Genomic DNA, 25,624 nt, shown 5'->3' with positions numbered 1-25,624 from the left:
CACAGCCTCAACCAATCAGGGATTCTCCGGTGAAGTTCATAAAGCGTTTATTATTTTTAACATTGATTTGCATAATTCTTGGAGTCACCACAATATTTGGCTTCTATCAGTACGTGAAGCCTGAATTGCCAGATGTTGCAACTCTAAAAGACGTTGAATTACAAACACCTATGAAGGTGTTTAGTCAAGACGGGAAGCTGATCGCACAGTTCGGTGAAAAGCGTCGTATTCCTGTTACTTATGACGAAATTCCTCAAGACTTAATTCACGCGCTCATCGCAACCGAAGATAGTCGTTTCTATGAGCATCCTGGTATCGACCCTATCGGCATCACTCGTGCAGCGGTTGTTGTTGCGGTTTCAGGCTCGGCTAAACAGGGTGCAAGTACGATTACGCAACAGCTAGCTCGTAACTTCTTCTTATCTAATGAGAAGAAGATCATGCGTAAGATTAAAGAGATTTTTATTGCTATCCATATTGAGCAGCTTTTAAGTAAGCAAGAAATCATGGAGCTTTATGTCAATAAAATCTTCCTTGGTTACCGCTCATATGGCTTTGGTGCTGCCGCTCAAGTGTATTTTGGCAAGAGCCTTGATGAATTGACGTTAAGTGAGATTGCAACACTCGCTGGTATGCCAAAAGCGCCATCAACCATGAACCCAATTTACTCTCTTGAGCGCGCAACAAAACGCCGTAACGTTGTATTAATGCGAATGCTTGATGAGAAATACATTACACAAGAGCAGTATGACGAAGCACGCAATGAGCCTATTGTGGCGCGTTATCATAGCGCTGAGATTGAGCTTTCCGCACCTTACGTAGCAGAGTTGGCTCGTGCATGGGCAGTAAAAGAATACGGTGAAGAGGAAGCTTATACCTCTGGCTTGAATATCTACATGACTGTGGATTCTAAACTGCAAGATGCTGCAAATACGTCTGCGGTAAATAACCTCTTGTCATACGATGAACGTCATGGCTACCGTGGTGCAGAAAGTGTGCTTTGGAAAGAAGGGGAAGCGACCTGGGACAATGAGCAAATAGAAAAGCACCTGAAGAAACAGCCAACTTATGGTGACCTTTACCCTGCGGTTGTGACGAAAGTCGATGATAAGACGGCACAAGTATGGGTTAAGAACCATGAAGAGCAAACCATCCCTTGGACTGGAATGCACTGGGCGCGTAAGTACATTACTGATAACCGCCAAGGCTCAACACCAAAGTCAGCGCATGATGTGCTAGCGACAGGTCAACAAGTTTGGGTTCGCGAAGTAAGTGAAACCGATGAAGATGACAACACAACACTGAGCTGGAAACTGAGCCAAGTGCCGACAGCAAACACCGCGTTTGTTGCGATGAACCCAGAAAATGGCGCGATATTGTCGCTGGTTGGTGGTTTCAACTTTGTTCACAGCAAGTTTAACCGTGCAACCATGTCAGTGCGTCAGGTTGGTTCAAGTATCAAGCCTTTCATCTACTCGGCAGCAATTGACAAAGGGCTGACTCTAGCGACTTTGATTAACGATGCGCCAATTAACAAGTGGGATGCAGGTTCTGGTTCAGCTTGGCGACCAAAAAACTCACCACCAACTTATGGTGGCCCAACGCGTCTTCGCCTCGGCTTAGCTCAATCAAAAAACGTCATGGCAGTGCGTACACTCCGTGAAGTTGGCCTCGAGGAGACACGTCAGTACCTTACTCGTTTCGGTTTTGATATTAACCAAGTACCGCGTTCAGAGACCATCGCACTCGGAGCTGGCAGCTTAACACCAATGAAAGTGGCACAAGGTTACTCTGTGTTTGCGAACGGTGGTTATTACGTTGAACCATTCTATGTAGAACGCGTGGAAGATGCATTCGGTGAAGTACTGTTTAAAGCCAATCCAAAGAGTGTTTGTCATAAGGATTGTCCGCAAATGAGCGAGCAGCCAGAAAATCGCTACGCTGATGAATTTGGCGAACAAGACGTCGCAATTGATGGCCTTGCAACAGACAATGCCCTTGAAAATGATGAACCTCAATATGCACCACAAGTTATCTCTGAACAGAATGCATTCTTAATGCGTGAGATGATGTACAGCAACATTTGGGGTGGCGGTAACTGGCGTGAAGGCACAGGTTGGAATGGTACAGGCTGGCGCGCGCAAAAACTTGGTCGTCGTGATATCGGGGGTAAAACGGGTACAACGAATGATTCCAAGGATGCTTGGTACAATGGCTATGGACCTGGTGTCGTTGCCATAGCTTGGGTTGGCTTTGATGATCACTCACGTGCACTTGGCCGCACCACCGTTAACAGCAACCTAGGGCAAGGCCAAATTTCTGGTGCCGAGTCGGGTGCGAAAACCGCAGAGCCTGCTTGGATTGACTTCATGCGTGTTGCGCTAGAAGGGACGCCGGAGCAAGGTAAAAATATTCCAGAGGATATTATTCGAGTTCGTATTGATCGCAACAGCGGTATGCTAACGCACAAAGTAGATAGCACATCAATGTTCGAATACTTTGAAAAAGGCACGGAGCCTACCGAATACGCTGGCGACCGTTTAGAAGATAGTATTTATTCTTCAGGCTCTGGCGCAGAAGAACTGTTCTAAATAACAAAAGCACAAGGGAGAGCATCAAGCTCTCCCTTTTTTATTTCTGCTTTTTATGCTGCAGCATTCAATGATGGATAAGAAGCCAAAACCTCTTTAATCTTCGCTGCTAAAGCTTCAAACCTAGCTCGTAATGGTGAGCCCGGACGGTATACGAGAACGATATTACGCGAGGGGGTTGGGTTAACAGCTGGTACGTAGCATACGCCATCTTTTTGCTTCTCATTAGGGATAGAAAGCTGAGGCAATAACGTAATCCCCGCACCGGCAGCAACCATGTTGCGTAACGTCTCCAAGCTGGTGGCTTTAAAACGCTCATCGTCTTTTGCACCAGCGGCAAAACAAAAACCTAACGCTTGATCTCGCAGACAGTGGCCGTCTCCCAACGCTAAAACGGTTTTACCATTCAGCTCCAACATATCAACATGGTCGAGAGAGGCCCACTCATGGTCACATGGCACTGCGACACTTAATGGCTCTTGATACACTTCGATCTCTTTAAATGGCGCAGTTTCATCAACCGAAGCTAAAACTAAGCAATCTAGTTTGCCTTCTTCCAATTGACGCACTAATTGATGTGTTTGAGCTTCGTGAAGAAATAGCTCCAGCTCAGGAAATGCTTCTTTTATCTGCGGCAGAATTTTGGGTAGTAGATAAGGCCCAACCGTCGGGATGAAACCAATATGCATCGGTCCAGTCATGGCTCCGCTTTGACCGCTTGCCATATCTCTGAAGGTTTTCACTTCACTTAAGATGCGTTTAGCCTGCTCCACCAGCTGTAACCCTGAATCGGTAAACAAAACACGTCGGCTGCTTCGCTCTAAAAGCGTGGTCCCGAGTTCATCCTCTAGTTTACGAATTTGCCCACTCAATGTTGGCTGGCTAACAAAACATGCCTCTGCCGCTTTGCGAAAGTGCTTATGTTCCGCAAGTGCAACTAAGTACTCAAAATCTCGAATATTCATAATTCACGCTTCGCTTCTTTAACAATAGCTAATACCTATCAAAACCATAACACCAAACGATTAGAGCTATCAAAGGATTTTTACAATAATGGGCTCAACAAAACGAAACAGAGCGACGAAAAACGCTAAGCTCTATACGCATAATTTAAAATAGTTAAAGGAAATCATTATGTTTGTATCTAAAGAAGGTCAACAAGTCCCTCAAGTTACTTTTCCAGTTCGTCAAGGTGACTCTTGGGTGAATGTAACGACCGATGAGCTATTTAAAGGTAAGACCGTTATCGTATTTAGCTTACCGGGTGCATTTACTCCAACATGTTCATCAAGCCATCTACCTCGTTACAACGAATTGTTCCCTGTATTTAAAGAGCACGGAGTGGATGAGATTATTTGTGTCTCGGTCAATGATACGTTCGTGATGAATGCATGGAAACAAGACCAAGAAGCAGAAAACATTACCTTCATCCCGGATGGTAATGGTGAATTCACCGATGGCATGGGTATGTTAGTGGATAAAAACGACATCGGCTTTGGCAAACGTTCATGGCGTTACAGCATGCTAGTAAAAGATGGCGTAGTGGAAAAAATGTTCATTGAGCCAAACGAACCAGGCGACCCATTCAAGGTGTCAGACGCAGATACGATGCTGAACTACATAGCGCCTGACTACAAAACGCAAGAATCCATCACGGTGTTCACTAAACCAGGCTGCCCTTTCTGTATGAAAGCGAAACAAAATCTGATTGACCACGGTCTTCAATATGAAGAAGTGATTCTGGGTAAAGACGCAACAACAGTTAGTCTACGAGCTATATCTGGTCGCACGACTGTTCCACAAGTCTTTATCGGTGGCAAGCACATCGGCGGTAGCGAAGAGCTAGAAGCGTATCTAGGCTAAGCTGTCCATAGCCTACACCCTCGGTCTCCGGTGCCTTTTGGCTCGGAGGCCAACCCTAAACCACTTCTTCTACTAGTCTAGATAAGTAGTCATCTGCCAATAAGGTGACTACTTATCCAGATTCAACTATCCAATTTACTCTCCAAGCTCAATGTAGCTAGCTTGGCTTAAAACAAAAGCGAGAGTTCACGATGAAACAAGTTAATGTCGACGTAGCGATTATTGGTGGCGGGACGGCTGGTCTTGGTGCTTATCGAGCAGCAAAAGCTCATACCAACAGCGTGGTAATGATTGAGGGCGGTCCCTACGGAACAACCTGTGCTCGTGTCGGATGCATGCCGTCTAAGCTGTTAATTGCGGCAGCAGAAAGTGTTCATCAAATCGAAAAAGCACCTGGATTTGGGATACACCCGCAAGGTGAAGTACGAATTAACGGACGAGAAGTTATGGATCGTGTAAAGCGCGAACGCGATCGTTTTGTTGGCTTTGTGCTTGAAAGTGTCGATGATATTCCCGCTGAAGACAAACCATCGGGCTACGCGAAGTTTGCCGATGACCACACTCTCATCATAGATGATCATACTCAGGTCACCGCACAGCGCATTGTTATTGCGACAGGATCTCGTCCGGCATATCCGGCAGCTTGGAATGAACTGGGTGATCGCCTAGTGATTAACGATGATGTATTTGACTGGGATGACTTACCAGAGTCCGTGGCAGTATTTGGCCCAGGAGTCATCGGCCTTGAATTGGGTCAGGCTTTACACCGCCTAGGAGTGAACGTGAAGCTCTTTGGCCTTGGAGGACAAGTGGGCCCACTGACAGACCCAGAGGTGATGGCGTATGCAGATAAAGCCTTTAAGGAAGAGTTCTACCTTGATGCAAATGTAAAAGTCGAAAGCATGAAACGCATTGCTTCGTCAGACAATGACGGCGAAGACAAGGTCGAAATCCAATTCATCAACCATGATGGCGAATTAGAAACTTTCGTTGTCGATTACGTATTGGCCGCAACGGGTCGTCGTCCAAACGTCGATAAGCTGGCGATCGAGAACACCAATGTGGCTCTCGATGAACGTGGCGTACCAACGGCGGATCACTATACATTGCAAACTTCGGTAGAGAGCATCTTCATTGCAGGTGATGCAAGTAACCAAATTCCACTGTTGCACGAAGCCGCTGACCAAGGCCGTATTGCTGGAGACAACGCAGGCCGTTTCCCAGATATTCGTGCGGGTCTGCGTCGTTCACCAATTTCAGCCGTGTTCTCCGACCCTCAAATTGCTATGGTTGGAGAAACATATAAGCAACTAGAAACACGTCTAGGCACATGTGGATGTTTCGCAACCGGTGAAGTCTCGTTTGAAAATCAAGGACGTTCGCGCGTCATGCTTCGTAATAAAGGCATTCTGCATGTCTACGGAGAGCAAGGCACTGGACGTTTTTTAGGTGCAGAAATGATGGGCCCGAATGCAGAGCATCTTGCTCACCTTTTAGCGTGGGCGCACCAAAATAGGATGACGATTTCTGAGATGTTAGATATGCCCTTCTATCACCCAGTGATTGAAGAAGGCGTCCGCACCGCTCTACGTGATTTGAATTCAAAACTACACTTAGGGCCAGAAATGGTGAAACATTGTCTTGACTGCGGCCCAGGCTGCTAACGCTTTCAGGCTTCTATCTAAATATAAAGCAAAGCCTCGTCATCAACGAGGCTTTGCTTTACTACTTTGGCGCAATGAAATCTCTCTTACGCTGCCATCATTGCATAGCGGCTGACCATACAAATCGCGACAACACCGATCATAAAGAACCCACCAGCGATACTTAGCGCAAGTTTCAACTCTGTCGACATCATTATATTTCCTGTTAAAGACTGACAGCGCACCATACATCAATTACGTGCCACAAAGCTTTTACAAAGCTAACTTTCCATTTTTGGTTGTGTCATAGCGCTCTAAGTCCGGTACAAGAAACGCTTTCCACCATTTAGTTAGATATATAATCTGAAGCAACACTAATGGTTTGGAAAACACTATGACTTGTCGCCGCTGCGAGGAACATTGGTTTTGGAAAAAACTTGGACGTTGCCAACGATGCTTGGATCAATTGACGGTGCTTTCTGTACTGTGTTGGATTGTGTGGTGGTTTACGCTCAAAGATGATCCACAAAGCATCGAGTCGATCGCTTTGATCTTTGCCGGCTTCGCTTTCAACGTTTTGTTGTTTCTACACTTATGGATGCGTTTTTTCATCTTGCCTTGGCAGCGTCGAAAGGGACAAAAAAAGGCGAATAAAAAAGAGAAAAGTGACAGATAGAAAAAAGCCCCAAAACCAATGTCAGTTCTGGGGCTCTCTTAGATTCTTCTAAGAAAAAGCAGTGGTACTTTAATAGACCGGGCTTCCTCTCAAAGGTTCCAAATTTTTTCGATTTTTTTAGCGAATACTGATGTAAGTAAACAGGAAAATAACTATGTCATTGAATGCTAATAAAATCACTCCACAACTTCAGTTCATGCCACATGCGTTTTTTGGATCACTTGCTCCATTAAATTGATCTCAAGCGCTACCTCATCACATGCATGTTGACGTGGGCACTGATCGCAATCTTTCAGAACTTTCTCCGGCAGTAATGACTTCGATGTCGGTAAAAAGCTTTGCTTCATAAAGAACTCAGGCGTTCGCGTTAGAACAAAGACTTTCTTGATCGCCATCTGGCGCGCTTTCTCAACCAAATAATTCACAATCGCACTGCCCTGCCCTTGGCCTTGCCAGCCCGCTTCGATACCAAGAGAGCGTATTTCTGCCAACCCTGAGTCATACACATATAGAGAAGCGCAACCCGTCACTTCACCATGATGCTCAGCCACCGCAAAAGAGCCAATATCTCTCACGAGCTCATTACGAGAGCGCGGAAGATTCTCACCAAGGTTCGCCCAGTAAGCAACCATACCTTCCAACGTTTCAATGTCCGTCAAACGTGCAGGACGCACTTTCACCGCCGAGCTGTCACGCTGGCTCAGGCGCTTATCCGCTTGTTCTACCGCGTAAGCGACCTGGTGAGGCGAAACACCCCCCAAAGCACAACGCTTTTCCAAACACGAATCGATAGTCAGAATGTCATACACATCCGCTTCAATGACTTCTGAGAAGGCTTTTAACTCTTCGATAGACAGCTCTTCTAGCGCACAACCTTTAGCAATAGCACCAACGACCGCGACACCGACGATGTGGTGAGCTTCACGGAATGGGATGCCTTTCGCCACTAGGTAATCAGCTAACTCCGTCGAGTTTGCGTAACCTTGTTTCGCCGCTTCTAGTGTGCGCTCGCCATTCACTTTAATACCGTCAAAACACAGAGCTGCCATTTCCATGCAGTCGTTCCATGTATCTAAAGCGTCAAACAACCCTTCTTTATCTTCCTGCATGTCTTTGTTGTACGCCAATGGCAAAGCTTTAACTGTCATCATCATGCTCGATAATGCGCCATAGACACGTCCTGTCTTACCACGGATCAACTCAAGTGCATCTGGGTTTTTCTTCTGTGGCATTAATGACGAACCAGATGTCACCGTATCCGCTAACTCAATGAAGTTTGACTCGCCTGAATTGTAGAAGATCATATCTTCTGCGAGACGAGAAAGGTGCAGCATAGAAATCGAAGCCACCGACATCAGCTCCATAACATGATCACGATCTGAAACCGAATCGAGTGAATTACGCGTAGCACGGTGGAAACCGAGATTATGTGCTAATTGTTCGCGATCAATCGGATAAGCCGTTCCCGCTAACGCACCCGAGCCAAGTGGACAAGTGTCGAGACGCTGTAAGGCATCATTCAGACGAGAGTAGTCACGCTCGAACATTTCAACATAAGCCAAGCACCAGTGAGCAAAGGTTACAGGTTGAGCACGCTGAAGATGAGTATAGCCTGGCAATACGGTGCCTTGGTGCTGTTTAGCAACGTGGACCATTTGTGCTTGTAGGCGATCTAAAGCAATCAACAATTGCTGACCTTGCTGACGACACCAAAGTTTCAAGTCTGTGGCGACTTGGTCATTGCGAGAACGCCCAGTGTGGAGTTTTTTACCTAAATCACCCACTTTACTGATTAGCTGCTGTTCAACCCAAGAGTGGATATCTTCTGCATCAGAGCGAAGAATTTGGTGAGGGTCTTCCATCACTTCTAACTTCAGCTCATTTAAAGCAAGTTCCAGTTTTTGCTGTTCTTCTGCCGATAGCACATCAACAGAAAGCAGAGCTTTAGACCATGCGATTGAACCTACGATGTCTTGCTCAGCCAATCGGTAGTCAAAACGCAACGAATCATTGAACTCTTTAAATCTGGTGTCTGCCGCTTGGGTAAATCTTCCGCCCCATAATGCCATTGCGTCTCTCCTGATGACTATTGCTTACTCTAACGTTCTCGAATGAGTAGTAACCAATTTGATGGTCATTTGCTCACTTTTTCTTATGGGTCAACGTTACGGCAATTTCGATAAAAAATAAAGTATAAATTCAATATTTTTACATATATATTCAAACCAACTTTAGATACCCGCTTTTAGAAACCAAAAGACCCGCCTATAAATGGCGGGTCTTTATTCAATCCAAGATGGATGTTAAGGGATTATTTCTTCTGGCTGTTCAATGCACGAATACGGCTTGATAGCGAGTAAAGACGGATAAACCCACCTGCATGGCTTTGGTCGTAAACTTCATCTTCACCAAAAGTCGCGAACTCTTCTGAATACAAGCTGTTGTCAGAACGTTTTTGCGTCACTGTCGCTTGACCTTTGTAGAGCTTAACAACCACTTCACCGTTAACGTCTTGCGCTAGCTCTTCTGAAGCAGCAAGGATCGATTTACATAGTGGCGTAAACCAACGGCCATCGTATACAAGGTGAGACGCTTTTAGACCTAGCTCCTCACGGAATTCGAATGATGATTTGTCTAGCACAAGCTGCTCTACAGCACGCAGCGCTTCCATCATGATGGTGCCTCCCGGTGTTTCATAACAACCACGAGACTTCATCCCAACAAGACGGTTTTCCACGATATCGATACGGCCAACACCGTGCTTAGCGCCCTTCTCGTTTAGGTAAACCAGTGCGTTGTATGGTGTCATCGCTTCACCATCAACTTCGACCACTTCACCTTTTTCTACTTTCAGCGTGACGTATTCCGCTTCATTTGGCGCTTGCTCTGGGTCGACAGTCCACACCCAGCAGTCTTCGTTTGGTGCGTTCCACGTATCTTCTAAAACGCCGCCTTCCGTCGAAATGTGCCATGCGTTTGCATCACGTGAATAGATCTTAGTAAGAGACGCAGAACAAGGAATATTACGCTCAGCGAGGTAATCCAAACACTCTTCACGGCTCACTAGGTCCCACTCACGCCAAGGTGCAATCACTTGTAAGTCCGGTGCTAGTGCTGCAAATGCACCTTCGAAACGCACTTGGTCGTTACCTTTACCTGTACAGCCATGACACAGTGCGTCCGCGCCCACTTTACGTGCCACTTCAACCTGCGCTTTAGCAATGATTGGACGCGCCATTGATGTACCTAGCAGGTACTTACCTTCGTAGTACGCGCCGGTTTTTAGTGTCGGGTAAATGTAGTCTGCGACCATTTCTTCTTTCAGGTCAGCGATGTAGCATTCAGAAGCACCAGAGGCTTTTGCTTTCGCTTCAATGCCTTCTAGCTCTTCGGCACCTTGACCAACATCGGCAACGAAAGCCACTACTTCACAGTCGTAGTTCTCTTTTAGCCACGGGATGATTACTGAAGTATCTAGACCGCCTGAGTATGCGACTACCACTTTATTTACGTTCACTTTGCTCATGTTTTTTCTCCAAACTTAACTGGCGCTGCGCTCGGCGGTCAGTGCCAACTACGACTTCCTAATATTGAATTCTTTTGCTGATGCTTATTGAGGCAAGAATTGAGTACCAATACTTTCACCAGCGAATAACTGTGCTAATTTTTCTGGGTAACGCCAGGTCGCGACTTCAATTGGACGGCCAAGATCATTGGCGGCCTCCAAAGCGGCTTTAACTTTGACGATCATGCCATCGGTGATCACATGTCCATCGATCAACGAGTTAGCTTGCTGCTCTGACAGGGTTTTGATCAAATGGCCTTTTCCATCTAATACACCACTCACGTCTGATAACAGGACTAACTCCGCATCTAATGCGCCCGCAACCGCGACTGCTGCTTGATCAGCATTCACATTCATCATCTGGCCATCTTTGGTTAAACCAATTGAACTGATGATCGGCAGTGCACCTGTGTTTAGCACCGCTTGTAATAGTGCTGAGTCACCCGGTGATGCTTTGCCTACCGCGCCGAGTTCTGGGTCAAGTTCTTCAACAAGACACAAACCACCATCCGCAAGGCTAAGGCCCACAGCGTTAAGACCGTCCGCAATCGCTTGACCTTGAAGTAACTTATTCGCAGTGCCTGCAAGCGCGCCTGCAATCACAGGAATTTGATCGTAAGGCGTTACGCGTAAACCGTTTTTCTTTACGGTTTCAAGCTGAAGCTTTGCCATCAACTCATCAACTAGGTAGCCACCGCCATGAACGATGGCGATTTGTCGCTGTGCCGATTTTTGGTAAGCCGCAATGGCACCAAACAGTTGGCTTAAGGTTTGAGTGCATGATAGAGCTGCACCACCTAGCTTAATGACTAAAGGAGCTTGATTGGTTTGCGTCATCGCATTTCCCTCTTTCAACGACTACAGCAACGCTGTCAGTTCTGGGTAACCGTAATGAATATTGAGACATTGCATCGCTTGACTCGATGCACCTTTAAGTAGGTTGTCGATAGCTGAAATCACAATGATGTGTTCGCCTTGTACCTTCCAGCCGATATCGCAGAAAGGGGTATTTTCGACATCCTGAATACGTGGAATACCGTCGCCTTTAAGACGCACCGCAGGCTTGCCTTGATAAGCTTGTTCAAACGCCTGTGCCACTTGTGCTTCTGTCACACCTTGCGCAAGCTTCATGGTGATAGTGGCAAGAATGCCGCGTTTAAAGTTGCCGAGGTGCGGAGTAAAAATCACATCGCAACCCAAGTGCTGAGCAATCTCTGGCTGGTGACGATGGTTAAATACACCATAAGGTTGCAAGCTCACTTCACAGAAGCTGTTAACCATGGAGGCTTTACGCCCTGCACCAGATACACCACTGGTTGCGTTGATCACTGGCCATTGGTTGGTATCAAGCAACGCATGTTCTAATAAAGGTTTGATTGCAAGCTGTGAAGCGGTTGGGTAGCAACCTGCTACTGCAATCAAAGGAGTGGTTTTTATTGATTCTTGGTTCCACTCTGCTAAGCCGTACGCTGCTTTATCTAGCCAGTTGTTATGTTGATGTGCGAAGCCATAAAAAGTGTCGTAAAAGCCTTCACTTTTCACACGGAATGCACCCGATAAATCGAATACCTGACAGCCTGCCTCCAAGAAAGTTGGGGCTAAATCATGGCTGACTTCGTGAGCCGTTGCCAAAAACACCACGTCCGATTCTTGAGCGATTTGCAGTGGATCCGTTAGTGGTAAAACTGGCATATCAATGATGCCCGCTAGCTTACCGTGCAGCTGCGCGATGCTCTTTCCCGCATCAACACTGTTGGCGGAAACGTATAAACCTGATAGCGTGAGTTGTGGGTGTTTATTAACCATTAACGCTAACTCTGCGCCGGTGTAACCGCTGGCTCCAATAATCGTGGTTTTTAGCATTGTGTGACATCCATATACTTAAAGGCTCAAATGACTATTCATATTTAATTTTTGCTTTATTTTGATTTTTTATTCATTAAATATGATTTAATATGTGTTTTACATTTTTGTGGTCTGTCTGTCAACAGGAGATTTGAAGAATCCATGCAATTACCAACTTTTCTAGAGGTCTATGAAGGACTCATCAGCACCTCTTCTATCAGCTCCACGGATCCGAGCTGGGATCAGGGCAATGCAAAAGTCATCGAAAAACTCGCATCTTGGTTTAAAGATCTGGGTTTTAGCGTTGAAGTGATCGAAGTCGAGCCAGGCAAGCACAATATGATCGCACGTATGGGTGAGGGTGAAGGTGGCCTTTTACTTGCTGGCCATAGTGATACCGTGCCATTCGATCAAGGGCGATGGAATTTTGATCCGCATAAACTGACGGAAAAAGGCAACCGCTTCTACGGTTTAGGCACAGCAGACATGAAAGGCTTTTTCGCCTTTATTTATGAAGCAGTGAAGAAAGTCGATTGGAGCAAGCAGAGCAAACCACTTTACGTATTAGCCACTTGTGACGAAGAGACCACCATGTTGGGCGCGCGACATTTCACAGCAAACGCCCCATTTAAGCCGGATTACTGCATCATTGGTGAACCCACCAGCCTTGTACCAATTCGAGGTCATAAAGGGCATGTGGCAAATGCCATTCGCGTAACAGGCAAGTCCGGTCACTCATCGGACCCAGCGCTTGGCGTTAACGCTATTGAGATCATGCATGAAGTCATGTTCGCCATGATGCAACTGCGTGACAAATTGATTAAAGAATATCACCATCCGGGTTTTGCCATTCCAAGCCCAACCCTAAACCTTGGACACATTCACGGTGGTGACAGCGCTAACCGTATTTGTGGTTGCTGTGAGCTGCATTACGACGTGCGTCCTCTTCCTGGCATTAGCCTTGATGGTTTAGAGAACATGTTGCGCGGAGCATTAAAAGAAGTCGAAGCGAAATGGCCAGGGAGACTGGAGATTATTCCATTGCATGAGCCTATTCCGGGTTACGAATGCCAACATGACCACCCATTTATTGGTGGTGTTGAAGAGATTTGCCAAACTAGTTCAGAAACCGTGAACTACTGTACTGAAGCACCATTTCTACAGCAGTTGTGTCCAACCTTGGTGCTCGGCCCTGGGTCAATCGACCAAGCCCATCAACCGGATGAGTTTCTATCCTTCGACTTTATCGACCCCACAATTGATGTGCTTTCAAAGGCGATGGTCAAGTACTGCTGTTAATACGCGTTTAAGCTCGAAAGTCTGTGCAGCTCGATTGAGCTGCATCTTTTTATCTTCACAATTTAGCGCTAGTCTTAACACTTATTTAACTTGTTATTTTGTAATTAATTTTCACTTCTTACTCTATGGCTGCCGTAAATTTGCTCTAAATCAGGAGACAGCGGAATAATTGCAAACTTAGTCTGCTTTATTTGACTATAACTGGTGCTTTTCGCTAGATTGGAGTCTTAACAAGGACAATGGATGTAGTTTTTTTACGAGGCAGGACGACAATGAACGAGAAATACGCCGCACTCAAAAGTAATGTGCGCATGTTAGGCCACTTATTGGGTAACACCATTCGCGATGCCCATGGCGAAGAAATCTTCGAGAAAGTGGAAACCATTCGTAAATTATCCAAATCAGCTCAAGCAGGGAATCAAGCAGACAGGGACAGCTTGATCGAAGAAATCAAACATCTACCTGATGAGCAGCTAACGCCCGTTACTCGCGCGTTTAACCAATTTCTAAACCTCACCAATATCGCTGAGCAATACCACACGATTTCACGCCATTGTGAAGAGCACATTTGCGAACCAGACGCGATTAACTCGCTGTTTTCTAAACTGGTACAAAACGATGTGAGCAAACTGGACACTGCCCAAGCGGTTCGTGATCTAAATATTGAATTGGTATTGACGGCTCACCCAACAGAAATTACGCGCCGCACGATGATCAACAAACTGGTCAAGATAAACGAGTGCTTATCAAAGTTGGAGCTAAGCGATCTTTCTTCTAAAGAGCGCAGAAAAACCGAACGCCGCCTAGAGCAACTGATTGCCCAAGGCTGGCATTCAGACGTGATTCGACAACAACGCCCAACTCCGTTGGATGAAGCAAAGTGGGGCTTTGCGGTCGTTGAAAACTCGCTATGGGAAGCCGTACCGGACTTCCTACGTGAGATGAATGACCGTCTAAAATCTTACCTTGGAGAAGGTTTACCCATTGATGCTCGCCCAGTGCACTTCTCCTCTTGGATGGGCGGTGACCGTGACGGTAACCCGTTTGTTACTCACAACGTTACGCGTGAAGTCTTACTTTTGTCTCGTTGGAAAGCCGCCGATCTTTATCTCAATGACATCAACGAGTTGATCAGCGAGCTGTCTATGACAGTTTCAAACGATCAAGTCCGTGAGCTTGCTGGCGAAGATCAGCACGAACCATACCGTGCGATCCTGAAGCAATTACGCACTCTGCTCAATGAAACCAAAGATATTCTCGATGCTAAGATCCACGGTCAAAAACTGGCCGTTAAAGCACCACTGCAAAAAGTCGAGCAACTTTGGGAACCGTTGTATGCCTGCTACCAGTCACTAAACGAATGTGGCATGGGTGTAATAGCCAACGGCTCACTACTGGATACACTACGCCGCGTAAAAGCATTTGGTATCCATCTTGTACGTCTTGATATCCGCCAAGAGAGCACGCGTCACTCAGATGTCTTGTCTGAACTAACTCGCTACTTAGGTATTGGTGATTACGAACAATGGAGTGAGCAAGATAAGATTGCTTTTCTAACTAACGAGCTGGCATCTAAACGTCCGCTTCTCCCTCGTGATTGGGAACCGTCTGAACCCGTCAAAGAGGTTTTGGATACCTGTAAGATTGTTGCAGCACAACCGCGTGAAGCGTTTGGCGCTTACGTTATTTCAATGGCACGTACCGCCTCTGACGTACTCGCCGTTCATCTACTGCTACAAGAAGCAGGTTGCCCTTACCGCATGGATGTGTGTCCTCTGTTCGAAACGCTAGACGATTTGAACAACGCAGAATCGGTCATCAAGCAGCTTATGGGGATTGACCTTTACCGTGGTTTTATCCAAAACCACCAGATGGTCATGATTGGTTACTCTGACTCAGCGAAAGATGCAGGTGTTATGTCTGCAGGTTGGGCTCAGTATCATGCAATGGAATCGTTAGTTAAAGTGGCTGAAGAAGAAGGCGTTGAGCTAACTCTATTCCATGGTCGTGGGGGCACAGTCGGTCGCGGTGGCGCACCTGCGCATGCTGCGCTTTTGTCGCAACCACCAAAAAGCTTGAAAGGCGGTTTACGTGTAACAGAGCAAGGCGAGATGATCCGCTTTAAACTGGGTCTCCCAGATGTCGCAGTAAACAGCTTTAACCTATACGCAAGTGCGATTCTGGAAGCCAACTTGTTACCGCCACCGGAGCCAAAACAAGAATGGCGCGACTTGATGGAAGTGCTATCAGAAGTAAGCTGTGAGTCTTACCGAAATGTGGTTCGTGGCGAGCCAGATTTCGTGCCTTACTTCCGCCAAGCAACACCAGAACTCGAACTCGGCAAGTTGCCACTTGGTTCTCGTCCTGCAAAACGCAACCCTAAGGGCGGAGTAGAAAGCTTACGTGCAATCCCGTGGATCTTCTCATGGAGTCAAAACCGTTTGGTACTTCCTGCATGGCTAGGCGCAGGTGAAGCGATTCAATACTCGATCGATAAAGGCCACCAAGCATTGCTCGAAGAGATGTGCCGCGAATGGCCATTTTTCTCAACTCGTCTCGGCATGCTGGAAATGGTGTACTCGAAGTGTAATATTGATATCTCTCGCTACTACGATGAGCGATTGGTGGATGAGTCGCTCCGTCCACTCGGTGAAAAACTTCGTGCTCAGCTTCAAGAAGACATCAAAGCGGTACTGAATGTAGAGAACAATGAAAACTTGATGCAGCATGACCCTTGGGGACTCGAGTCTATTCGCTTACGCAATATCTACGTTGAGCCATTGAATATGCTACAAGCAGAGCTGCTATACCGCACGCGTCAAACCGAAGAAGCTTCTGCAAACTTGGAAGAAGCGTTGATGGTGACGATTGCTGGTATTGCTGCAGGTATGCGCAACACAGGCTAATCGTTTCATTTTTAATAGAAAGCTGGGCAAATGCTCAGCTTTTTTTTATCACAGGATAATCGCACCAAAACAAAGGCAGTTAAATATACCACTGGAGACCCAAAAAATACCAAAATAAAAGAATAAAAAACCACAAGTTAACACTATTGATTATTATGTTAGTTTTTTAGGGTAATTTTGTCCTACTATTCCACTTCATGCTTATTATTTATATACTACTTGCCTGCTGAGAGCTCATAAATCCAATCATACCTGCTCCAGCCTTGATGGGACTCCCCATCTCTCTAGGTGATAAACGGCTTTAAGGTGACAGGACCAACATTGTTGGTGCTACTTATACATTAAAAAACTCAAGTGCCAGTAAGAGCGCAGCTGAAAGTATAAGTAGCTTGTTTACAAGTTTATTGACCATTTGGATTGAAGACATGTCATTACCACACGTAATCTTAACTGTTCTTAGCACTCGCGACGCAACCGGTTACGATATCACTAAAGAATTCTCTGCTAGCATCGGTTACTTCTGGAAAGCAAGCCACCAACAGGTGTACCGTGAACTCAACAAAATGGCTGAGAAAGAACTGGTTACTTGCGTATTAGAACCCCAAGAAGGCAAACCAGACCGCAAGGTTTACTCCATTACAGACGCTGGTCGCAGCGCTTTAGGAGAGTGGTTTGATCAACCAACTGCACACCCAACAGTTCGTGATGAGTTTTCAGCGAAATTGATGGCATGTGCCGTTCAACCAGCGGCTCCATTCCGTGACCAACTCGCCGAGCTAGTTGAAGAGTCTCGCAAACTGGTTTCTCACTACAAAGAAATTGAAGCGGCTTACTACGCAACGCCGTCAACTTTAGATAAACAAGCTCGCCTAGAACGTCTAACGCTTCGCCGTAACCTACTGTTACGTGAAACTTGGATCACTTGGGCAGAAGAAGTTCTAACTGAACTTGAAGTGATTGGTTAAACTCCTTTTGCTTTGATAAAACGAAAAAGGCTTGCCACTTGGCAAGCCTTTTATCTTTTTGAAACTAGGTTTACGCACCGACTACTGCGCGAGGACGAACACCCAACGTATGGCATAACGCGTAAGTCATCTCTGCACGGTTTAGTGTGTAGAAGTGAAAATCCTTAACCCCTTCACGACTCAGTACACGCACCATATCAATAGCTTGGCTAGCTCCTACAAGCTGGCGAGTCACCGGATCATCATCCAAGCCATCGAATTGTTTGCTCATCCATCCTGGTACTTTCACATTGTTCTGTGCCGCAAAGCGAGAAGCTTGCTTAAAGTTCGATACAGGCAAAATTCCTGGCACAATCTCTACGTCAATTCCTGCTGCGACACAACGGTCACGGAATCGCAGGTAAGACTCAACGTCAAAAAAGAACTGAGTAATAGCACGGTTTGCACCTGCATCTACCTTACGTTTTAGGTTCAATAAGTCAGACTGTGCGCTTTTAGCTTCAGGGTGAACCTCAGGGAATGCAGCAACGGAGATATCGAAATCGTGGCGTGATTTCAGCAGCTCAACCAAATCCGAGGCATACATATCAGGCGCACCGCCACCTGGAGGAATATCACCACGCAGAGCGACGATATTTTCAATACCATTGTTCCAATAGTCATCGGCAATATTAATCAGCTCTTCACGAGTCGCATCAATACAAGTGAGATGGGGAGCGGCAACCAATCCGGTTGTTGCTTTAATTTCTTTAATGATGGAGTGTGTTCTGTCACGCTCGCCGGAGTTCGCACCGTAAGTCACAGAAACAAATTTAGGTTGAAGCGTTTTAAGACGGTGCACTGAATTCCAAAGTGTTTCTTCCATCTTAGCGCTGCTTGGCGGAAAAAACTCAAACGATACATTGATGTTATCTGATAACTCAGCAATATTCTGGTTCAAGGCGTCGATATGGCCTGCGTGCGTATATCCCATCTTACTCTCCCTGCGGCACTCCGCCACGAAAACAAATCCTTAAAATCGACGTTTAGACGTCTATATGTCTACAGAATGTATTGAATACGATTTAATGTCAACCTTGTAATTATGAATTTTTCTCAAGTTAATAATGAAGATAGTTCAAGTTTCTACTTGAGCATCATCTCGCCATTTTGCACGGGTTATGACTTCAGTATGGCACTGATAGGGGAATAAAAAACCCTGGATTAATTCCAGGGTTTTTAGGTCAATCGCAACTTTAAAATAAACCAGCCAATCGGTTGAGGTCGGATTGAATAGCGCCGGCTGTCACTTCTCTGCCTGCGCCCGGTCCTCGAATGACCAGAGGGTTATCTTTGTACCACTTGCTCTCTATGGCAAAAATGTTATCGCATGGCAATAAGTTGGCGAGCGCGTGCTCACGAGATAACGCTTCGACTCCCACCGTTGCTTTACCATTTTTTTCTAAACGCGCCACATAGCGAAGCACTTGATCGTTTCTCTGTGCTTTTGTCAGACGCTCTTGAAGTATTTCACTCAACAACGCTCCATTATCGAAGAAATCATCTAAGCTCAGTTCTCTTAATTCTTCTGGCACCAAAGACTCAACTTTAACGCTGTCTGGTTCTATATCTAGGCCCGACTCTCGAGCCAAGATGACTAACTTGCGCATTACATCGGAGCCATCTAAATCAGAACGAGGATCAGGTTCGGTTAAACCTTGCTGCCAAGCAAGATCGACTAAATCATTAAATGGCACAGAACCATCAAACTGTTGGAACAGCCATGATAGCGTCCCCGAGAAAATACCCGATAGAGCGACGATTTCATCCCCACTTTCACGAAGATCTCGCACGGTATGGTTTATCGGTAACCCAGCACCAACCGTTGCGTTGTATAGCCAATGACGACCAATTTTAGCGAATGCATCTTGAACCTGATGGTAGTACTGGCTATCTGCGGAACCGGCAACTTTGTTAGCGGAAATCAAATGAATGCCTTGCTGTGCGATTTCTACGTAGCGCTGAGCCAACTCTTTACTCGCGGTAACATCAAGCACGACGGCTTCATCGTAGCTTTTAAGCGCTCCCAAACGTGCCAGCCAATCCCCATTGTTTGCTATGCTTTCATCATCAAATCGTTCAGCAACACTCGCCGCCTCAATACCTTGCTCATCGAACCAATAGGTTTGGCTATCCACAACCGCGACAAGATCAAAGCTCATACCATGACGTTTTTCGAGCTCACTTTTTTGCGTCGCAAATAAATTTAACCAACTAGAACCAATATTACCCTTGCCACATAAAGCCACTGCCACGCGTTTTTGCGCTTGGAACAACTGGCTATGAATCGTTTGAACCAACGTCTCGGTATCAGTACGGCGCAAAACAGCGACTAGGCTCAGCCCTGAGTCTGTTTCAGAGATAAATTCTACCGGAGAGTGCTTTAGCTTCTGATAAAAGCCAAAGCAATGATTGGCGTTTTTCGTAACGCCTGCACCTACCGCAGCTAAGAGCGAGTAACCTTCTTTTAGCTTAATTTCTGCCTCTACCGCAAGCTCTTGCAAGTGTTTCAATGCACCACCGGCGATTTCTGCGGTGTAAGCCAAGCGTAGCGTGTGCTGATCGGATTGAGCTTCAAATGCCAGTGGCTCTAATTGCGCGCGCTGCAACGCTTGTAATACATCACTCTGTGTTTTTTCGAAGTCGTGCCCATGCATGAAAGACAATTGCACCAATAAAACATCATCCAGTGAAGTAATAATTTTAGCGCCACGACCAGATGCCAATACACGCTCAATACGAGTAGAACCCGACTCTGGCAGATAGCTACACTTGAGATTAAGGTCCATGGTACTTTGCGCCACAGGCTGAAGCGTACGACTGTGTAGCACTGGGGCAGCTAAGCGAGCAAGTTCACTGGCTTCATCCAATCGAAGTAACGGTAATAAACAAGCGTCAGACACCAAACGTGGATCAGCACTATAGACACCAGCAACATCACTCCAAATCGTGACAGTACTGACTTCAGCAAGCGCGCCTATGACCGTTGCAGAATAGTCAGAGCCGTTACGACCAAGTAGGATGGTTTCTCCTGCCTCGTTCTGAGCCATAAAGCCAGTAATTACCACACGTTTATGGTTATGCTGCGCGAGGATCTCTTTAATTAAAGGGTATGAACGAGCGCGATCAACCTCTGGTTGAGTTCCCGCTTCTGCACGTAAAAACGCTCGTGCATCTTGTGCAACCGCAGGGATAGAACGTTGAGATAATAACGCGGCCAATAGGCGAGCAGACCATACTTCTCCGTGTCCCAGTACCGCAGCTTTTTGCGCATTAGTGAGTGGTGCAGTCAGCTCCGAGAGAGTACTGAACTCATCATGTAATAAAGCTAACAGCTCTTCTTTTGCTTCACTCTCCAACAAGCTTTCTATTAGCTCAGTTTGGAACTGTCTTAAGCTTTGAAGCGCTTCATGCGCAATTCGGCCATCTTTATTTAACCCTTCCAAAAACTCAATCAAGCGATTAGTGGTTTTTCCTGCGGCTGAGACGACCACAAGATCATTTTCTGTCGAATACTCCTTGAGAATACCCACAACGCGTAAGTAGCATTCTGGGTTTGCTAAGCTACTGCCACCAAACTTATGCAGCTGACGTTGTACAGTCATTGTTATCGTCTCCTATTACTGGGTAGCTTTAGCGAACGCTTGTTCTAAATCTGTGATGAGGTCTTGTACATCTTCCAAACCGACAGACAAACGCAATAGTTGATGAGAGACCCCAGCCTCCGCCAGCGCCTCCTCACCCATTGCACGGTGCGTCATGGATGCCGGGTGGCAAATCAAACTTTCTACACCACCTAATGATTCAGCTAATGAAAACAGTTGGAGCTCTTTCACAAACACCTTTAACTGTTCAAACGAACCAGCAAACTCAAAACTCAACATAGAGCCAAAGCCCGTTTGCTGCTTTTTAGCGATGTCATGACCTGGATGTTCCGGCAGGCTTGGATGATAGATAGTTTTAACTAACGCTTGTTTCTGTAGGTAAGCCAGTACCTGCTGTGAGCTCTCTTCATGTACTTTCATACGAGCACCAAGCGTACGAATACCTCGCAGTGTCATGTAACTATCGAAAGGTGTGCCCGTTGCACCAATACAATTGCCCCACCATGCAAGCTCTTCTGCATGCGCTTCTGTGTTGGTGATGATTACCCCACCAATTACGTCCGAATGACCGTTGATGTACTTTGTTGTGGAGTGGATAACAAAATCCGCACCTAGCTCTAAAGGTTTTTGGTACACGGGTGTCAAAAAGGTATTGTCCACCGCAACTAACGCGCCGACTTGTTTCGCTTTTTCACAGGTAGCTGCAATATCCACTACGCGAACCAGAGGGTTTGACGGAGTTTCTAGCAAAATGAGTTTTGGTTTTTGTGCCAATGCAGCATCTAAAGCCTGTTCGTCTGATTGATCGACAAACTGAACCTTAAAATCGCCTTTGCTAGCTCGGGTATTAAAAAGACGATAGGTGCCGCCATAACAATCGTGAGGAGCAATAATGAGATCATCTGGGCCGAGAAAAGCGGAAACCCATAAATTTAATGCCGACGTACCGCAGTTAGTAACAACCGCTCCTTTTCCAGACTCAAGTTCAGATAGCGCACTTTCCAACAGTCCGCGGTTTGGATTACCAGATCGTGTGTAATCATACTTGGGCACTTCACCAAAAGCAGGAAAACCATAGTTAGTGGAAAGATAAATAGGTGGAACGACAGCATGATATTGGCTGTCTGATTCAATACCAGTGCGTACTGCAATGGTCGCAGGTTTGCGAGTGCTCATGGGTGTATCCTTTCACGGGTAATGACTTCTAAATAGGAATGCGCTATATCTAATGAGTAACATAAAGTGATCAACACGCTTCCTTTGCTGTTATGTTCACTTTACTCGTCAAAAAATGAGACGTCAACACTTCTAGACGTCTATATGTCTTTGCTTATGGCGGTAAATGCAGCTAAAATCAGCACCTAAATTATTTTTAACCGATTACATAAATGAAGGTGTGCAATGGCTGACTGGAATGGCGAATACATTAGCCCATATGCAGAGCACGGCAAAAAAAGCGAACAAGTAAAAAAAATTACCGTCTCTATCCCGCTAAAAGTTTTAAAGGTGCTAACTGATGAGCGTACTCGCCGTCAGATCAATAACTTACGCCATGCAACCAATAGCGAATTGCTATGCGAGGCATTTTTGCACGCGTACACAGGTCAGCCACTTCCGACAGATGAAGACCTTCGTAAAGACCGTCCTGATGATATTCCAACAGAAGTAAAAGCGCTGATGACGGAAATGGGCATCGAATTTGAGTCATTCGACGAAGAATAAAAAAGCCTGATAAGAGGTTTCAGGTAATAACTCTGGCCTCGAGCCAAATGAATGACATAAAAAATGGGACGCAATAGCGTCCCATTTTTTATGTATCACATCTGCAAGATATATTACTCTGCCATGTAGTTTTCAGGCATCTCGATACGAGCTACACCTGAATTAACCGCCGCCTGAGCAACCGCTTTTGCAACACGTGGTAGCAAACGTGAATCCATTGGTTTTGGAATAATATAGTCCGCACCAAACTCTAGCTTATCAACACCTGCAGCCTTCAATACGGCTTCAGGTACAGGCTCTTTTGCTAGCTCACGAATCGCCTCAACGGCTGCAAGTTTCATTTCATCATTGATTTCACTTGCACGCACATCAAGAGCACCGCGGAAAATGAATGGGAAACACAATACGTTGTTAACTTGGTTAGGATAATCACTACGGCCAGTACCCATGATCAAGTCATCACGAACTGCGTGAGCAAGTTCCGGCTTGATTTCAGGATCCGGGTTAGAACATGCGAATACGATTGGCTTATCTGCCATCAACTTCAACGCTTCCGCTGGCAATAGGTTTGGACCAGATACACCTAGGAACAGATCTGCACCTTCAATCACGTCTTCTAGTGTGCGCTTATCTGTATTGTTCGCAAATAGCTGCTTATATTCATTAAGATCATCACGACGAGTGTGAATCACACCTTTGCGATCTAGCATGTAGATTTTTTCGCGCATTGCGCCGCATTTGATCAGAAGCTCCATACACGCTACAGCGGCAGCGCCGGCGCCAAGACAAACAATTGTTGAATCTTCAAGTTTCTTACCTTGAAGTTCGATTGCATTCAGCATACCCGCTGCCGTTACAATAGCAGTACCATGTTGATCATCGTGGAATACTGGTACATCACAACGTTCAATCAGACGCTTTTCAATCTCAAAACAGTCTGGTGCTTTAATATCTTCAAGGTTGATACCGCCAAAAGTGTCTGCAATGCTCGCAACAGTATCAACAAATTCATCGATCGTGCGGTGCTTAACTTCAATATCAATAGAGTCAAGACCTGCAAAACGCTTAAACAGTAACGCTTTACCTTCCATCACTGGCTTAGATGCAAGTGGACCTAGGTTACCTAAACCTAGAATAGCGGTACCGTTAGAAATAACAGCAACCATGTTCCCTTTTGCAGTGTACTTGTACACGTTATCCGGGTTTTGTGCGATTTCACGCACTGGCTCTGCAACACCAGGGCTGTAAGCAAGGGCAAGATCACCCGCCGTTTCCGCAGGCTTTGTCAGTTCGACAGCAATCTTTCCTGGAGTTGGATAAGCATGGTAATCCAATGCTTTTTGGCGATGTTCTTCTTCTGGAGTGGCTGCTTGGTGGTTGTCTTCAGACATGGACGTTTCTCTTTTTTATTTTTAGGTAAGGGGGCATAAATTCTATCGGATAGAAATCAAACTTCATAGGCAAGATTGCGAGCAATATCCTTAAAAAGCCGATAATAAAAGAGATTAGACCAGATAACGGGGTTAAGCACCTGATTTTCGAGTCAGGTGCTCTTTCTTCTTACTATTATTGGAGTATGCAAACTTAGAAAGTATCGTTACTCTTCGTCCACGTATTGCGCTTGGAGATAATTCTCAATACCAGACATTTCAATCAAGCCAAGTTGCGTCTCTAGCCAATCAACATGTTCTTCTTCATCTTCAAGAATGTCTTGGAATAAATCTCGAGACACATAATCTCGAATGTCTTCAGCGTAAGCAATCGCATCTTTTAAATCTGGAATAGCCGCCATTTCAAGCTTTAAGTCACACTCGAGTATTTCCTTGGTATCTTCACCAATCATCAACTTACCTAAATCTTGTAGGTTCGGTAAGCCTTCAAGGAACAAAATACGCTCAATTAGATGATCGGCATGTTTCATCTCATCGATAGATTCGTGATATTCCTTGTCTGCTAGGTGCTTTAAGCCCCAGTCTTTATACATTCGGGCATGAAGAAAATACTGATTAATAGCGACGAGCTCGTTACCGAGCACTTTATTGAGATGTTGAATGATGATTGGATCGCCTTTCATGACAAAACCCTCCTCTTTGGCTTCATTTAAATGTAGAAGCAAATGAGAAGGTGTCAAAATGTAAGGCAAATAATTACTGCATACTTACAGCAATTAGCTGGCTTGTTTAAATTCCGTGTAACTAGTTTCCGCTAAAATTTCCTTGGCCTGTCTGATGCACTTACCACATTGGCTGCCCAATGCCGTGCACTTTTTGATTCCTTTAATATCTGTTACGCCTTCATCTATCGCCAACTTCCTGATTTTTTTGTCGGAGACACCATGGCAAAGACAAACGTACATACTCAAAAAACCTATAAAACTAATCTATGACAAACAATATAAACAAGAATAGTTCTTGTTACCAGTCGCATTATGTTGTCCGCTCAGAATATTTGGTTATAACGATTTTACCGCTGCAGGAAAAGATCAAAGGGTTAAGAGGGGTGAGTAAAAGCGTTAAGAAATAAAGTCGGTAAAACTCTGTTTTTAAATCGAAAAAGTGACGTCTTTTATTTCAACACTTATAACTAAATGTAATCTAGAAATGAAAAAGGGAAGCCTAAGCTTCCCTTTTCGATGCGCTTTCTTCAAAAAGAAGAACAGTGCAAGATTTCGTTTAATTCGTTATGAATTAGTCGAAGATCTTAGCAACAACACCAGCACCTACTGTACGGCCACCTTCACGGATCGCGAAACGTAGACCTTCGTCCATTGCGATTGGTGCGATTAGCTCTACAGTCATCTGTACGTTGTCGCCTGGCATTACCATTTCTACGCCGTCTGGTAGCTGGATGTCACCAGTTACGTCAGTTGTACGGAAGTAGAATTGTGGACGGTAGCCTTTGAAGA

Annotated in this window: 19 protein-coding genes and 1 pseudogene; 8 read left to right on the top strand and 12 right to left on the bottom strand. The window is 45.6% G+C overall.

Annotated features, from left to right (window positions below; genetic code table 11):
- Positions 1 to 29: 29 nt before the first annotated feature.
- A complete protein-coding gene (locus tag IJ23_RS21395) occupies positions 30 to 2,591 on the top strand; it encodes a penicillin-binding protein 1A (protein WP_033907303.1) in 2,562 nt (853 codons plus the stop codon).
- Between the two features lie 53 nt (positions 2,592 to 2,644).
- Here the strand turns inward: IJ23_RS21395 and oxyR are convergent, their stop codons facing one another.
- Positions 2,645 to 3,556, bottom strand: a complete 912-nt coding sequence (gene oxyR / locus IJ23_RS21390; RefSeq protein ID WP_005381326.1) for a DNA-binding transcriptional regulator OxyR — start codon at positions 3,554 to 3,556, stop codon at positions 2,645 to 2,647.
- A gap of 169 nt (positions 3,557 to 3,725) precedes the next feature.
- On the opposite strand from oxyR, the gene IJ23_RS21385 reads away from it, so the two are divergent.
- From IJ23_RS21385 to IJ23_RS21375, 3 genes are all read left to right on the top strand, one after another.
- The gene (locus tag IJ23_RS21385; RefSeq protein ID WP_005382781.1) at positions 3,726 to 4,454 is read left to right on the top strand and encodes a redoxin family protein; all 729 of its coding nucleotides are present in this window, start codon (positions 3,726 to 3,728) and stop codon (positions 4,452 to 4,454) included.
- A gap of 191 nt (positions 4,455 to 4,645) precedes the next feature.
- The gene (locus IJ23_RS21380) at positions 4,646 to 6,118 is read left to right on the top strand and encodes a dihydrolipoyl dehydrogenase (protein ID WP_033907302.1); all 1,473 of its coding nucleotides are present in this window, start codon (positions 4,646 to 4,648) and stop codon (positions 6,116 to 6,118) included.
- 373 nt (positions 6,119 to 6,491) lie between these two features.
- On the top strand, positions 6,492 to 6,773 hold the full coding sequence (locus IJ23_RS21375) for a DUF3624 domain-containing protein (protein WP_033907301.1): 282 nt from the start codon (positions 6,492 to 6,494) through the stop codon (positions 6,771 to 6,773).
- A gap of 194 nt (positions 6,774 to 6,967) precedes the next feature.
- On the opposite strand, the gene argH is transcribed toward IJ23_RS21375, so the two are convergent.
- From argH to argC, 4 genes are all read right to left on the bottom strand, one after another.
- Positions 6,968 to 8,842 carry an argininosuccinate lyase gene (gene argH / locus IJ23_RS21370; RefSeq protein ID WP_005381331.1) on the bottom strand — a complete coding sequence of 625 codons (1,875 nt, stop codon included), beginning with the start codon at positions 8,840 to 8,842 and terminating at the stop codon, positions 6,968 to 6,970.
- A 242-nt stretch (positions 8,843 to 9,084) separates the two neighbouring features.
- Positions 9,085 to 10,299 carry an argininosuccinate synthase gene (locus IJ23_RS21365; RefSeq protein ID WP_017821738.1) on the bottom strand — a complete coding sequence of 405 codons (1,215 nt, stop codon included), beginning with the start codon at positions 10,297 to 10,299 and terminating at the stop codon, positions 9,085 to 9,087.
- 84 nt (positions 10,300 to 10,383) lie between these two features.
- Positions 10,384 to 11,175 (bottom strand): acetylglutamate kinase, encoded by a 792-nt coding sequence (argB, locus tag IJ23_RS21360; protein ID WP_005381333.1) that lies wholly within the window; start codon positions 11,173 to 11,175, stop codon positions 10,384 to 10,386.
- A gap of 21 nt (positions 11,176 to 11,196) precedes the next feature.
- Entirely contained in the window at positions 11,197 to 12,201 is a 1,005-nt protein-coding gene (gene argC, locus IJ23_RS21355) for an N-acetyl-gamma-glutamyl-phosphate reductase (protein ID WP_017633525.1), read from the bottom strand.
- Positions 12,202 to 12,345: 144 nt separating this feature from the next.
- Here argC and argE point away from each other — a divergent pair, with 144 nt between their 5' ends.
- The 3 genes from argE (at position 12,346) to IJ23_RS21340 (ending at position 17,353) form a co-directional block, all read left to right on the top strand.
- Positions 12,346 to 13,482, top strand: a complete 1,137-nt coding sequence (gene argE, locus IJ23_RS21350) for an acetylornithine deacetylase (RefSeq protein WP_017821739.1) — start codon at positions 12,346 to 12,348, stop codon at positions 13,480 to 13,482.
- 272 nt (positions 13,483 to 13,754) lie between these two features.
- Entirely contained in the window at positions 13,755 to 16,388 is a 2,634-nt protein-coding gene (gene ppc, locus IJ23_RS21345; RefSeq protein WP_005381336.1) for a phosphoenolpyruvate carboxylase, read from the top strand.
- A 425-nt stretch (positions 16,389 to 16,813) separates the two neighbouring features.
- Complete coding sequence (locus IJ23_RS21340; protein ID WP_005382791.1) at positions 16,814 to 17,353, top strand: PadR family transcriptional regulator; 540 nt, start codon at positions 16,814 to 16,816, stop codon at positions 17,351 to 17,353.
- A gap of 70 nt (positions 17,354 to 17,423) precedes the next feature.
- On the opposite strand, the gene metF is transcribed toward IJ23_RS21340, so the two are convergent.
- From metF to IJ23_RS21325, 3 genes are all read right to left on the bottom strand, one after another.
- Complete coding sequence (metF, locus tag IJ23_RS21335) at positions 17,424 to 18,326, bottom strand: methylenetetrahydrofolate reductase (RefSeq protein ID WP_005381345.1); 903 nt, start codon at positions 18,324 to 18,326, stop codon at positions 17,424 to 17,426.
- Between the two features lie 262 nt (positions 18,327 to 18,588).
- Entirely contained in the window at positions 18,589 to 20,997 is a 2,409-nt protein-coding gene (locus IJ23_RS21330) for a bifunctional aspartate kinase/homoserine dehydrogenase II (RefSeq protein WP_005381348.1), read from the bottom strand.
- A gap of 15 nt (positions 20,998 to 21,012) precedes the next feature.
- Entirely contained in the window at positions 21,013 to 22,173 is a 1,161-nt protein-coding gene (locus tag IJ23_RS21325; protein ID WP_033907300.1) for an O-succinylhomoserine (thiol)-lyase, read from the bottom strand.
- Positions 22,174 to 22,398: 225 nt separating this feature from the next.
- Between IJ23_RS21325 and metJ the strand changes: the two genes are divergently transcribed.
- Positions 22,399 to 22,719 (top strand): met regulon transcriptional regulator MetJ, encoded by a 321-nt coding sequence (gene metJ, locus IJ23_RS21320; protein WP_005381353.1) that lies wholly within the window; start codon positions 22,399 to 22,401, stop codon positions 22,717 to 22,719.
- A 113-nt stretch (positions 22,720 to 22,832) separates the two neighbouring features.
- Here the strand turns inward: metJ and IJ23_RS21315 are convergent, their stop codons facing one another.
- From IJ23_RS21315 to tuf, 4 genes and pseudogenes are all read right to left on the bottom strand, one after another.
- Positions 22,833 to 24,110 (bottom strand): malic enzyme-like NAD(P)-binding protein, encoded by a 1,278-nt coding sequence (locus IJ23_RS21315; RefSeq protein WP_005381358.1) that lies wholly within the window; start codon positions 24,108 to 24,110, stop codon positions 22,833 to 22,835.
- Between the two features lie 206 nt (positions 24,111 to 24,316).
- Positions 24,317 to 24,793, bottom strand: coding sequence for a bacterioferritin (gene bfr, locus IJ23_RS21310; protein ID WP_033907299.1), 477 nt, complete (start codon positions 24,791 to 24,793; stop codon positions 24,317 to 24,319).
- 93 nt (positions 24,794 to 24,886) lie between these two features.
- Positions 24,887 to 25,075 carry a (2Fe-2S)-binding protein gene (locus IJ23_RS21305; protein WP_005381360.1) on the bottom strand — a complete coding sequence of 63 codons (189 nt, stop codon included), beginning with the start codon at positions 25,073 to 25,075 and terminating at the stop codon, positions 24,887 to 24,889.
- A 331-nt stretch (positions 25,076 to 25,406) separates the two neighbouring features.
- Positions 25,407 to 25,624: pseudogene (tuf, locus tag IJ23_RS21300) on the bottom strand (elongation factor Tu); the annotation flags it as partial.

Origin of the sequence: Vibrio sp. OY15 (assembly GCF_000742455.1) — a bacterium.
In the GTDB taxonomy this organism is placed as follows: Bacteria; Pseudomonadota; Gammaproteobacteria; order Enterobacterales; family Vibrionaceae; genus Vibrio; species Vibrio alginolyticus.
The sequence above is the reverse complement of the archived record's forward strand: the minus strand, read 5'-3'. Positions and strand labels throughout refer to the sequence as shown.